Raw genomic sequence first — 11,228 nt, 5'->3', positions numbered from 1 at the left:
CGTGATCCTTCCTGGCTTCGGCATTATCTCCCACGTGATTGCGACCTTCTCGCGCAAACCGGTCTTTGGCTACCTGCCGATGGTCTGGGCCCTGATTGCCATCGGTGCTCTGGGCTTCGTTGTCTGGGCGCACCATATGTACACTGTGGGCATGTCCCTCAACCAGCAGGCATATTTCATGCTTGCCACGATGGTGATCGCGGTGCCGACAGGGGTGAAAATCTTCAGCTGGATCGCGACCATGTGGGGCGGCTCGGTGGAGTTCAAAACACCGATGCTCTGGGCCTTCGGGTTCCTGTTCCTCTTCACTGTGGGCGGTGTCACCGGTATCGTGCTCAGCCAGGCGGCAGTCGACCGCTATTATCATGACACTTACTATGTCGTGGCACACTTCCACTATGTGATGAGTCTCGGTGCGGTCTTTGCGATCTTTGCGGGTATCTACTTCTACTTCCCCAAGATGACGGGCCGTATGTACCCTGAGTGGGCTGGTAAACTGCACTTCTGGACCTTCTTCATCGGTGCCAACCTGACCTTCTTCCCGCAGCACTTCCTCGGGCGTCAGGGCATGCCACGCCGGTACATCGACTATCCGGATGCCTTTGCCTACTGGAACTGGTGGTCGAGCCTCGGTGCCTTCCTCAGCTTTGCATCCTTCCTGTTCTTCTTCGGCGTGATGTTCTACGCCATCCGCAAGGGCAAAGAATGCAAAGAGAACAACCCGTGGAACGAATATGCGGATACGCTGGAATGGACACTGCCCAGCCCGCCACCGGAGCACACCTTCGAAATCCTGCCCAAGCAGGAAGAATGGGACAAACAGCCCGGTCACTGAAGCTGACCGACTACGATCAGAAGGCCCCGGATTTCCGGGGCCTTTTCTTATCGGTAACCTTAAAGAGACCCGCAGACTGGCTTTACCGGCGCCAGGGGCGCCCTCCCGTCAGGGGCAGCCTGTCCGAACCGTTCCGGCGAAAAGGCAGGTCATTCAGCCTGTAAAACCGAGGCACCGTTCGCGCGCGTGAAACCCGGTCACTGGCATTTCAGACCGCCGTAAACACGCCGTTATGCGCAAGGCGCCACCGGATTTTACAAAAGCAGTACGGCCCCTTCCCTTTTGACGCATTGCGCGCCTCGTCTGCCCTGCGTTAAATTCCGACCAATACCAACCACAATCAGACGATCATGCCGTATCAATGGACCAGCCAGCCCGACGAAACGCCACAGGTCCTGTGCCTGTGGCCCCACAACTCGCTGCCTGCGCGCGGGATGGCCGCCTTCGTGCTCAGCACGTTCACGCTGATCTGTATCCCCACGCTGCCGCTGCTGGGCTCTCCGGTTTTGTGGGGATTACTGCCGTTTCTGCTGCTGGCCGTCTGGGGGATCTATTTTGCGCTGCAACGCAACTGGAAATCACGACAGATCAGCGAAGTGCTCACCCTGGGGCCTGATGAGGCGCAACTGGTGCGCACCGACCCGTCGGGCACCGTGCAGGAATGGGACTGCAACCGGTACTGGACCACGATCACCAAATACGAAAAGGACGGCCCCGTGCCGCATTATGTGACGCTTAAAGGCATGGGCCGCGAAGTCGAGATCGGCGCCTTTCTCAGCGAGGAAGAGCGCGTGTCGCTTTATGATGAGCTGCAACGCGCCTGGCGGCGGTGAGAAGCCGCATTCCAGGCTCAGTGTTCGTGCGGTACCGTTACAGGCACCCGTGCATCCGGCCGGTGTGAGGTGTCAGGGGCGCTGCGTCCGCTGCGGGCGGGTGATCTCTTCAGGTGCGTGCAGCATCAGGCCTGCGGCTGACTGGTGTAATCACGCCGGAACCGCACGCTGACGCGGGTCATGTCACCGTCCTTCGTCCGTTCGGTACTACAGCCGCGCATCCGGAACCTGTCCTTCTCTCAGCCGCCCCAAGAGCAGAAGTTTCTCCGGAGTCTTCCCGATGGTCGCTGAGGCGCGGGCGCTGCCATCCCGGCTTAACCGGCGCGCTGGCAGGGTTGAGCCCAACCGCGGCGCCAGGCGCCGGCAGATCATACCCCGGAACAGTGTCGCCCATGGGCGTCCTGCGCGCGGCAATAATCAGCGCGCTGTCTTCTTTGTCACCGTTCAAATCGGGTGATCTGGTCAGCTCAGGCGGTCTTTCACCAAAGGTCCGGCTTTGCCGAAATCCATTTGTCCGGTGTATTTGTCCTTGAGCACCGCCATAACCCGGCCCATGTCGCGGATGCTGTCTGCCCCGGTCTCGTCGATGGCCTCACTTACGGCCTGCTCGGATTCCTCTTCGCTCAGCTGTCGCGGCAGGAATTCCTCGATCACGTCGATCTCGCTGCGCTCCCGGTCGGCCAGATCGAGACGTCCGCCCTCTTCATAAGCGCGGGCACTTTCCGTGCGCTGTTTCGACATTTTGCCCAGAATGGCCAGCACTTCAGGATCGCCCACCCCGTCCTCGTTGCCTTCGGCGCGCGCGGCAATGTCCTTGTCCTTGATTGCGGCGTTGATCAGCCGCAGCGTCGACAGACGGTCGGCCGCCTTGTCTTTCATCGCCTGCTTCAGCGCGGCGGAGATTTTTGTACGAAGGTCCATTGCTCATTCCTCTGCTTTAACCCCGCTCCGGGGGCTGTGCTCCGGCGCCGGACCATAAACAAAGCCGGTGATGCCTGCAACACCGGCAACCGCTTGCAAGCCGCCACGACAGATGACCGGATGCCGCGCCGGAACCGGCGCCGGAAGAGCCCTTGACCCCTGCTGGCTACAGGACTAGTTTCCGCCAGATTTTGTCCCCGCCATACACTCTGAAAGGACTGCCTCATGTCTGCAGCTGCGCCCGACCGCCCCACCGCTTGTCTGGCCCTCGCGGACGGAACGCTTTTTTACGGTCAGGGCTTCGGGGCCACCGGGCAGACAGAGGCGGAGCTCTGCTTCAACACCGCCATGACCGGGTATCAGGAGATCATGACCGATCCGTCCTATGCCGGGCAGATCGTCACCTTTACCTTCCCGCACATAGGAAATGTCGGCGTAAACCCCGAAGATGATGAAACAGGCGACCCGGTTGCCGCCGGTATGATCGTCAAATGGATGCCCACCGACCCGTCGAACTGGCGTGCCGTGCAGGGGCTCGACCAGTGGCTGGCGTCACGCGGGCGCATCGCACTTGGCGGGGTGGACACGCGCCGTCTGACCCGGGCGATCCGCCAGTCAGGCGCGCCGCACGTGGCCCTCGCGCACAACCCTGACGGCAATTTCGATGTTGAAGCACTGGTGGCGGCCGCGCGCGGGTTTGCCGGGCTCAAAGGTGTCGATCTGGCGCGCGAAGTGACCTGTGCGCAGTCCTATCGCTGGAACGAGATGCGGTGGGCCTGGCCCGACGGATATGCCCCGCTGCAGGATCCGAAGTACAAAGTGGTGGCGCTGGATTATGGTGCCAAACGCAATATCCTGCGCTGTCTCGCAAGTGCCGGCTGTGATGTGACCGTGCTGCCGGCGACAGCATCCTTTGAGGATGTGATGGCGCATGATCCCGATGGCGTGTTTCTGTCGAACGGCCCCGGTGATCCGGCGGCAACGGGTGCCTATGCCGTGCCGATGATCCGCCAGGTGCTGGATGACACGGATCTGCCGGTCTTCGGCATTTGCCTCGGGCATCAGATGCTGGCGCTGGCACTTGGCGCGCAAACCATCAAAATGAACCACGGTCATCACGGCGCAAACCATCCGGTCAAAGATCACGATACCGGTAAGGTCGAGATCACGTCGATGAACCACGGCTTTGCAGTGGATGCGCAGACCCTGCCGCAGGGCGTGGTCGAGACGCATACCTCGCTCTTTGACGGCTCAAACTGCGGTATTCGCATGGATGGCCGCCCGGTCTGGTCCGTGCAGCACCACCCGGAAGCCAGCCCCGGCCCGCAGGACAGCTACTACCTCTTTGAGCGCTTCGCAAAAGCGATGGCAGATCGCGCTGCCTGAACCGGTCTGATACCCTCTCAGGTTGAAATTTCAGTAATTTACAGATCATTAACTCTGTTCTGACAGGGTCTGCCGGTGCTGAACCATTGCGGGCAGACCCACTCATGAATGATCTCGACCTGAGCCTGACACGTCCCGGGCGGGCGCCGACCGGCAGCCGGCATCCGCCGCTGGGTCAGTTGCTCGTGGATACCGGCAAGATCGGGCCGCGCGATCTGATGCATGCGCTTGGCCTGCAGGGGCATATCGATGCGCCGCTCGGCGACATTATGGTGGCCGAGGGGCTGGTTTCGCGCCGCGATGTGCTGGGTGCGCTGGCGCAGCAGGCCCGCAGCGAAGGTGCCGATCTTGAGCTGTCTCCCCCGGCGCCTGATATGGCAGGCCATCTGCCGGCCGCGCTTTGCCTGCGCTACGGCGTGGTACCCTGGCGCGAGGACGCCCGCGCGCTTTATGTCGCCACGCCGAGCCCCACAGCTTTTGCCAGTCTGCGCCAGGCGCTTGGCAGCCGCAGCCGGAAGATGTTTCCGGTGATCGTAGATGAGGTGCAGATACAATCCCACATCAGCCGCCTTTACGGGCGCGAACTGGCGGGCAAAGCCGCCGTCCGCGTGCCTGCGACGGAAAGCTGCCGGGGCTGGAGTACCGGCAGCACACGGCGGACCTTCATCGCTCTGGGGCTTCTGGCCGTCACCTGCACCGCGGCGTTTCTGGCCCCCGCATGGACGCTCACCGCTGCGGTCCTCTGGGCTGTCATTACCCTCGCAATGATCACGACCCTGAAAGCGGCGGCATTCCTGACACATTTCACCACAGCGCGCAGCACTCCGACCGCCGCGATCATTTCAACGCCCTTCCGTCTGCCCCGCGTGTCAGTTCTGGTGCCGCTGCTCAAGGAAAAAGAAATCGCGGCGCAACTGATTGCGCGCCTGAGCGGGCTGACCTACCCCAAATCACTTCTGAATGTGGTGCTGGTGCTCGAAGAAGACGACCGACTGACCCGCGAAACCATCGCGCGCACTGAGCTTCCCGAGTGGATGAGTGTGATCGAAGTGCCCGGCGCCGGGGATCTGACGACCAAACCGCGTGCATTGAATTATGCGCTGGATTTCTGCCGCGGCAGCATCGTGGGGGTCTGGGATGCCGAAGACTGGCCAGAGGCGGATCAGATCGAGCGGGTGGTGTCGCGCTTTAACGACGCCCCGCCGGAGGTGGTGTGCCTGCAGGGTGTACTGGACTACTACAACTCCCGTGCCAACTGGCTGGCACGGTGTTTTACAATTGAATACGCGACCTGGTGGCGCATGGTGATGCCCGGGCTTGCGCGTCTGGGCCTGGTGCTGCCACTGGGGGGCACGACGCTCTTTTTCCGCCGCGACGCGCTTGAGGAGCTGGGCGGCTGGGACGCGCATAATGTAACGGAAGATGCTGATCTGGGAGTGCGGCTGGCGCGCCACGGATACCGCACCGAGCTGATCGACACAGTTACCCATGAAGAGGCGACAAGCCGCGCCTGGCCCTGGATCCGCCAACGTTCGCGCTGGCTCAAGGGCTTCATGATCACCTATTTTGTTCATATGCGCCGTCCCCGGCAACTGATCCGCGATGTCGGATTTATCAGATTTATGGGACTTCAGACCATTTTTCTGGCTGCATTTTCGCAATTCGCCATGGCGCCGGTGCTCTGGACTTTCTGGTTATCGGCGGCCGGTATGCCCCATCCTGTAGCCGGCACTCTGGGAAGCGCGGCTGTCTGGAGCATGGCAGGGCTCTTTATATTTTCAGAAGTACTGAGCCTTGCAATGGGGCTCGTTGCGGTCTCCGGGCGCGGGCACCGGCATCTGATGGCCTTCGTTCCGACGATGATGTTCTATTATCCGCTGGGCACGGTGGCTGCGTATAAAGCACTGTGGGAAATGCTGCGCTCACCGTTCTTCTGGGACAAGACCCAGCACGGCGTTACCCGTCAGACCGACCTGCCCTGAGACGCTCAGCTCTGATCGCGGCGCTGCCCTGCGTCCTGTTTCAGCCGCGTCATGAAAGCAACCGAGATATGCTCACGCAGCGCGTCATGGGCAGCATCGGCATCACGCGCTTCGATGGCAGCGACGATGGCATCATGTTCTGACTGGGCAATGACACCCCGCCCCTGTGCGGCCAGCGACGTCGTGGCCATAAGCGCCATGGTCCGGTGCACCAGATCAAGTTGCTGCACCAGATAGCGATTGTGCGATGCGAGATGAATCTGTTTGTGAAAACGCCGGTTGGCGCGCGCCAGCGCCGGCGGGTCTTCGATCAGCGCATCGTCCTCGGTCACCATCTCCCGCAGCATCCGGACTTCTTCGGCGGTTGCGTGCTGGGCGGCGAGGCGCGCGGCGAGGCCTTCAAGTTCGCGACGCACCACATAAAGCTCGGCCATCTGATTGTGATCCAGCGAGGCCACGATCAGGCTGCGACCATCCCGCGACAAAAGCGACTGGGTTTCGAGCCGCTGCAACGCTTCGCGGACAGGCGTGCGCGAAACGCCGAAGCGGTCCGCAAGCTCGCTTTCGACCAGCCTGTCGCCAGGCCGGTATTCGCCCAGATCAATCGCCTCGAGGATCATCGAATAGGCATCAGTTTGCTGTAGTTTACGCAATGGCATGACCGCGCTTTTTTCTCGTTTCATCATTGCACCCTAATGGCGGGAAAGGCGCGCTGGCAAGAGCCGGGGCTTGCGCTCACAGGCACCGGTCCTTACCACGGCCCTATGACGGCGGCTTCCTTTACACATATTTCCGACTGGGTCTTTGATCTCGACCACACGCTCTACCCTCCAGAGGCGCGTCTTTTCGATCTCATCGAAGTGCGGATGACCGCATGGGTGATGCAGACGCTCGGCGTGGATCACACAGAGGCGGACCGGTTGCGCAAACTCTACTGGGCCAGGCACGGCACCACGCTCGCGGGGCTGATGCGCGAGCATGACGTTGACCCCGATCCTTACCTTCACGATGTGCACGACATCCCGATGGACCGGCTGAGCCCTGATCCGGTGCTGGCGGAGCGCATCCGTGCTTTGCCGGGACGGCGTATCGTTTATACCAACGGCAGCGCGCCCTATGCCGAACGGGTGCTTGCCGCGCGCGGCCTCAGCGGGCTTTTCGATGCGATTTACGGCGTGGAACATGCGGGCTATCATCCCAAACCGGACCGCGTGGCCTACGAGACTATTTTTGCGCGCGACGGTCTGAAAACGTCCGGCGCTGCTATGTTCGAGGATGATGCACGCAATCTGAAAGTGCCGCATACCATGGGTATGCGCACTGTGCACGTTGCCGCAGAACGTGGCGCGGGGGAGCACATCCACTTTCATACCGACGATCTCAGTGATTTTCTCGGACGCCTGATCTGATTCGTTGAGATGCGACAATCGGGCACCTCCCCCGGGACCAGGTGCGCACTATCTGAATTTTCAGATAAACGGAGTGCACCCTGTATGACTGTTGCGACTGACATCCCGAAACTGCCGCTCTGGCAACGTCTGTTCTTTGCCGTTCCCGTGATCGGATGGATCGCCCGCGATGTGGCCTTTGGTGACGCCTCCAACATCTGGTTTGCGCTGATCTTCTTTGTGAGCCTGTGGATGTGCTCTGCACTGATCTTTGGCCTGCCCGGACTTTACCTGCCCGCACTTGCGTTAGTTCCCGTCATATTCGTACTGCTGCTGGCGATCACCTGGGGGTGAGATCACTGGCGGCGGCGGACAGGTCAGGCTAACACTGGTTATGGCTGAAAAATCCGGGATATCCTGTGACGTTCTTATCTCCGGTGGTGGCATCGCCGGGATGACGGCGGCTGCTGCCTTTGGCAGCGCCGGATTTCATGTCGTCTGTGTTGATCCCGCGCCGCCCGTGACGGGACGCGACGAGGCGGGCGCAGACATGCGCTCGACCGCGATGCTGCAGCCAGCGCGTGATGTCTTGCAAAGCGCGGGTCTCTGGGACCATCTCGCGCCACATGCCGCTCCTTTGCAGGTAATGCGTATTGTGGACGCCGGCGGCCCGGCCGGCGAGGCACGCATCACCCGCGATTTCTGTGCCGATGAAGTGTCGGAACTCCCTTTCGGATGGAACCTGCCCAACTGGCTGCTGCGTCGCGATATGGTGAAGCGCCTCGAAGAACTTGAGAGCGTCGATTTCCGTCCCGGGACGGCAACGACCTCCCTTTTTACCCGGGAAAGCGAGGCCCGCACCGGTTTGAGCGACGGAACTGTTGTGCGCGCGCGTCTGGTCGTCGCCGCCGACGGGCGCAACTCGCCGATGCGCCAGGCAGCGGGCATCGGTGTCTCCACACAGCGCTATGGCCAGAAAGCGCTGGCTTTCGCGGTGACCCATCCTGAGCCGCACCGCAATGTCTCAACAGAAGTCCACCGGACCGGTGGACCTTTTACCCTTGTGCCCCTGCCCGATTACGAAGGTCAGCCGTCCTCGGCCGTCGTCTGGATGGATGCCGGTCCCCGCGCGCAGGCACGTTTCGAGATGGACGAGGCCGCCTTTGAGGAAGAGATGACTGCGCGCAGTTGCGGACTTTTCGGCCCGCTGAAGCTCGCGTCGCCGCGCACGATCTGGCCGATCATCAGCCAGAAGGCGCATCGACTGACAGGCGAGCGCCTGGCGCTGATCGCGGAAGCGGCCCATGTTGTTCCCCCGATCGGTGCGCAGGGCCTGAACATGAGCCTCGCCGATACAGCCTGCCTGCTCGGTCTTGCGCAGCGAAACCCTGATACACTGGGAGACCGCGCGATGCTCGATGCCTATCACGACGCGCGCTACAACGATATTTCTGTGCGGGTTCGGGGGATTGATCTGCTGAACCGGGCAAGCCAGGTCGAGGCACCTGCCCTCAGAGATGCGCGTGCCGCCGGGCTGCAGGCGCTTTATGCGCTGCCGCCTGTACGCCGGACACTGATGCAGATGGGTCTGGGCGTCAGATAACCCGGTCGATGACCCGGCGCAGACGGGCCAGCGTGCCCGGTACATCGTAGAGTTTATCAAGACCGAAAAGACCCAGCCGGAAGGTCCTGAACTCGGCAGGTTCGTCACATTGCAGCGGCACGCCGGCGGCAATCTGCATGCCTTCGGCCATGAATTTCCTGCCGTTCTGTACATCGGGGTCACTGGTGTAGCTGACAACCACACCCGGAGCGCCGTACCCTTCTGCGGCAACCGATGTTACCCCCTTTTCCGCGAGCATCGTGCGCACGCCATCCCCGAGCGCCCACTGTGCCTCGCACAGCCGGTCAAACCCGTACTCGCGGGTCTCGAGTATCGTGTCGCGAAAGTTGCGCAGCGCATCCGTGGGCATTGTCGCGTGATAGGCATGACCACCGTTTTCATAGGCCTGCATGATGTCGTGCCATTTGCGCAGATCGATGGCAAAGCTGTCGGACTGCGTCTCTGCCAGACGCGCAACCGCACGCTCCGACATCATAACCAGACCGGCCGACGGCGAGGCAGACCATCCCTTTTGCGGCGCAGAGATCAGCACGTCGACCCCCAGAGCGCGCATATCGACCCAGGCACAGCCGGACGCGATACAATCGAGAACCATCAGACCACCTGCCTCATGAACAGCCGTGGCCATCTGCTTAATGTAATCGTCGGGCAGGATCACGCCCGCGCTTGTTTCCACATGCGGCGCAAAGACCACATCTGGTTTCTGCTCAGCGATTGCGGCGGTTACATCCTCAATCGGTGCCGGCATAAAGGGAGACGGTCCGGTATTGCCGGTCTGGCGCGCTTTCAGGACGGTCGTATTTGCAGCCAGCCCACCGGTTTCAAAAATCTGGCTCCAGCGATACGAAAACCAGCCGTTGCGCACGACCAGCACCTCAGCGCCCCGCGCAAACTGGCGCGCGACAGCTTCCATGCCATATGTACCCCCGCCCGGCACCAGAGCCACAGCATCGGCTGCATAGACCTCTTTGAGCATGCCAGAAATATCTGTCATCACGGTCTGAAAAGCCTTTGACATGGAGTTCAGAGACCGGTCCGTAAAGACAACCGAAAATTCTTCCAGGCCCTCGGGATCAATCGTATCGAGTAAAGCTGCCATTTTTTCTCTCCCATCGCTCTTGCGCCCGGCATAGCCTGTCGGGCATCCTGGCGCAAAGCACGCATTGACGCAGTCAGGCCGGTCTGAACAGTCCATCTGCCACATTTGCGCCACATTTGCTCCTTAATTTCGACCGAAACAACAATAATCGACGAGGCAGAGCATGCCCCCCGGCAAGAGCAACGGCAACGGCAACGGCAACGGCAACGGCAACGGCAACGGCAACGGCAACAATACAACCGCAGCCGCAGCTGCAACAGATGATACGCATGAAACCACGATCGCTGTGAACGGGTTCAGCGTGCTGGGCAACGCTGCCAAATCCAACGCGCCCGCGGCAAATGGTGGCCTGCTGCGCATTCACAGTGGCACAGATGTTTTTGAGCCCGACGACATCATCGTCCTGACCATTCAGAACACAACTGCTGAAGGACTGCTCACGGACGATTCCGTGATTACCCGCATTGAGGTTTACGAGAACGCGTTTGACTATACATTCGGGGAGCCGAAATTCACCTATGACGGCACGGCGGATATCGATGTGGGCCGCCGCACCATGGGCGACCGATACCTCGAGTTCGCAGCCGACGGGCTGACCAGCGATGAAGACGGCGCGCCAGCGCTTGAAGAGCTGACCATTGTTGCTGGTGTAAATATCCGCCAGGCGCTGGATTCCAACGGGCGCATTGATGTGCCGACCATCGAAGATATCGACACCGATGGCGACGGTACGGTGACCCCGGGCGACGGAATATTCTCCGCTGACCTGGAGGATCTGCTGGTTGTCTGTTTCGCCGCGGGCACGCTCATTGAGACGCCGGACGGGCCGCGCTATATTGAGACGCTGACCGAGGGGGATCTGGTCAACACCCTTGACGATGGCCCGCAGCCGGTCAGGTGGATCGGCAAACAACGCATGCCGGGCACAGGGCCCAATGCGCCGGTGCACATCAGGGCCGGTGCGCTGCGCAATCTGCGCGATCTGAAAGTTTCACAGAACCACCGGATGCTGGTGACAGGCGCCGAAGCGGAGCTGCTTTTCGGCACAGGTGAGGTGCTTGTCGCGGCCAAGCATCTGGTCAACGGCAACACAATCCGGATCGTACCCTGTGAAGAGGTTGAATACGTGCACTTTCTTTTTGATGCGCATCAGATCGTTT

At 61.0% G+C, this 11,228-nt stretch carries 11 protein-coding genes; 8 read left to right on the top strand and 3 right to left on the bottom strand.

The features are described 5' to 3' along the window. Together Q0M35_RS13885 and Q0M35_RS13880 are read left to right on the top strand one after the other, a co-directional pair. A partial coding sequence (locus Q0M35_RS13885) for a cbb3-type cytochrome c oxidase subunit I (RefSeq protein ID WP_295316311.1) occupies positions 1-835 on the top strand: 835 nt, incomplete at its 5' end. Positions 836-1,185: 350 nt separating this feature from the next. Then, entirely contained in the window at positions 1,186-1,668 is a 483-nt protein-coding gene (locus Q0M35_RS13880; protein WP_295316309.1) for a DUF2244 domain-containing protein, read from the top strand. A 462-nt stretch (positions 1,669-2,130) separates the two neighbouring features. On the opposite strand, the gene Q0M35_RS13875 is transcribed toward Q0M35_RS13880, so the two are convergent. After that, positions 2,131-2,589: a GatB/YqeY domain-containing protein gene (locus tag Q0M35_RS13875; RefSeq protein ID WP_295316307.1), complete on the bottom strand. Its 459-nt coding sequence runs from the start codon at positions 2,587-2,589 to the stop codon at positions 2,131-2,133. A 225-nt stretch (positions 2,590-2,814) separates the two neighbouring features. Here Q0M35_RS13875 and carA point away from each other — a divergent pair, with 225 nt between their 5' ends. Further along, the gene (gene carA / locus Q0M35_RS13870) at positions 2,815-3,975 is read left to right on the top strand and encodes a glutamine-hydrolyzing carbamoyl-phosphate synthase small subunit (RefSeq protein WP_295316305.1); all 1,161 of its coding nucleotides are present in this window, start codon (positions 2,815-2,817) and stop codon (positions 3,973-3,975) included. 104 nt (positions 3,976-4,079) lie between these two features. Continuing rightward, positions 4,080-5,957, top strand: a complete 1,878-nt coding sequence (locus Q0M35_RS13865; protein ID WP_295316303.1) for a glycosyltransferase family 2 protein — start codon at positions 4,080-4,082, stop codon at positions 5,955-5,957. A gap of 5 nt (positions 5,958-5,962) precedes the next feature. On the opposite strand, the gene Q0M35_RS13860 is transcribed toward Q0M35_RS13865, so the two are convergent. Then, on the bottom strand, positions 5,963-6,640 hold the full coding sequence (locus Q0M35_RS13860) for a GntR family transcriptional regulator (protein ID WP_295316301.1): 678 nt from the start codon (positions 6,638-6,640) through the stop codon (positions 5,963-5,965). A gap of 81 nt (positions 6,641-6,721) precedes the next feature. Here Q0M35_RS13860 and Q0M35_RS13855 point away from each other — a divergent pair, with 81 nt between their 5' ends. The 3 genes from Q0M35_RS13855 to Q0M35_RS13845 all read left to right on the top strand — a co-directional run bounded on the left by Q0M35_RS13855 (position 6,722) and on the right by Q0M35_RS13845 (position 8,948). After that, the gene (locus Q0M35_RS13855; RefSeq protein ID WP_295316313.1) at positions 6,722-7,366 is read left to right on the top strand and encodes a pyrimidine 5'-nucleotidase; all 645 of its coding nucleotides are present in this window, start codon (positions 6,722-6,724) and stop codon (positions 7,364-7,366) included. 84 nt (positions 7,367-7,450) lie between these two features. Further along, positions 7,451-7,699 (top strand): hypothetical protein, encoded by a 249-nt coding sequence (locus tag Q0M35_RS13850; protein WP_295316299.1) that lies wholly within the window; start codon positions 7,451-7,453, stop codon positions 7,697-7,699. A gap of 40 nt (positions 7,700-7,739) precedes the next feature. Next, the gene (locus tag Q0M35_RS13845; RefSeq protein WP_295316297.1) at positions 7,740-8,948 is read left to right on the top strand and encodes a UbiH/UbiF family hydroxylase; all 1,209 of its coding nucleotides are present in this window, start codon (positions 7,740-7,742) and stop codon (positions 8,946-8,948) included. Here Q0M35_RS13845 and Q0M35_RS13840 read toward each other — a convergent pair. Continuing rightward, positions 8,941-10,068 carry an aminotransferase class V-fold PLP-dependent enzyme gene (locus Q0M35_RS13840; protein ID WP_295316295.1) on the bottom strand — a complete coding sequence of 376 codons (1,128 nt, stop codon included), beginning with the start codon at positions 10,066-10,068 and terminating at the stop codon, positions 8,941-8,943. The genes Q0M35_RS13845 and Q0M35_RS13840 overlap by 8 nt on opposite strands. Before the next feature lie 163 nt (positions 10,069-10,231). Here Q0M35_RS13840 and Q0M35_RS13835 point away from each other — a divergent pair. Then, a partial coding sequence (locus Q0M35_RS13835) for a Hint domain-containing protein (protein WP_295316293.1) occupies positions 10,232-11,228 on the top strand: 997 nt, incomplete at its 3' end.

Origin of the sequence: Roseobacter sp. (assembly GCF_024639605.1) — a bacterium.
Classification (GTDB): Bacteria; Pseudomonadota; Alphaproteobacteria; order Rhodobacterales; family Rhodobacteraceae; genus Roseobacter.
This window is presented reverse-complemented; position numbering and strand designations above follow the sequence as displayed.

What these genes read in the sequence shown, in the direction of transcription:
- Q0M35_RS13875 (WP_295316307.1), bottom strand. Translation starts at nt 2,589, where the DNA reads ATGGACCTTCGTACAAAAATCTCCGCCGCGCTGAAGCAGGCGATGAAA.
- Q0M35_RS13880 (WP_295316309.1), top strand. Translation starts at nt 1,186, where the DNA reads ATGCCGTATCAATGGACCAGCCAGCCCGACGAAACGCCACAGGTCCTG.
- Q0M35_RS13865 (WP_295316303.1), top strand. Translation starts at nt 4,080, where the DNA reads ATGAATGATCTCGACCTGAGCCTGACACGTCCCGGGCGGGCGCCGACC.
- carA (WP_295316305.1), top strand. Translation starts at nt 2,815, where the DNA reads ATGTCTGCAGCTGCGCCCGACCGCCCCACCGCTTGTCTGGCCCTCGCG.
- Q0M35_RS13845 (WP_295316297.1), top strand. Translation starts at nt 7,740, where the DNA reads ATGGCTGAAAAATCCGGGATATCCTGTGACGTTCTTATCTCCGGTGGT.
- Q0M35_RS13860 (WP_295316301.1), bottom strand. Translation starts at nt 6,640, where the DNA reads ATGAAACGAGAAAAAAGCGCGGTCATGCCATTGCGTAAACTACAGCAA.
- Q0M35_RS13850 (WP_295316299.1), top strand. Translation starts at nt 7,451, where the DNA reads ATGACTGTTGCGACTGACATCCCGAAACTGCCGCTCTGGCAACGTCTG.
- Q0M35_RS13840 (WP_295316295.1), bottom strand. Translation starts at nt 10,068, where the DNA reads ATGGCAGCTTTACTCGATACGATTGATCCCGAGGGCCTGGAAGAATTT.
- Q0M35_RS13855 (WP_295316313.1), top strand. Translation starts at nt 6,722, where the DNA reads ATGACGGCGGCTTCCTTTACACATATTTCCGACTGGGTCTTTGATCTC.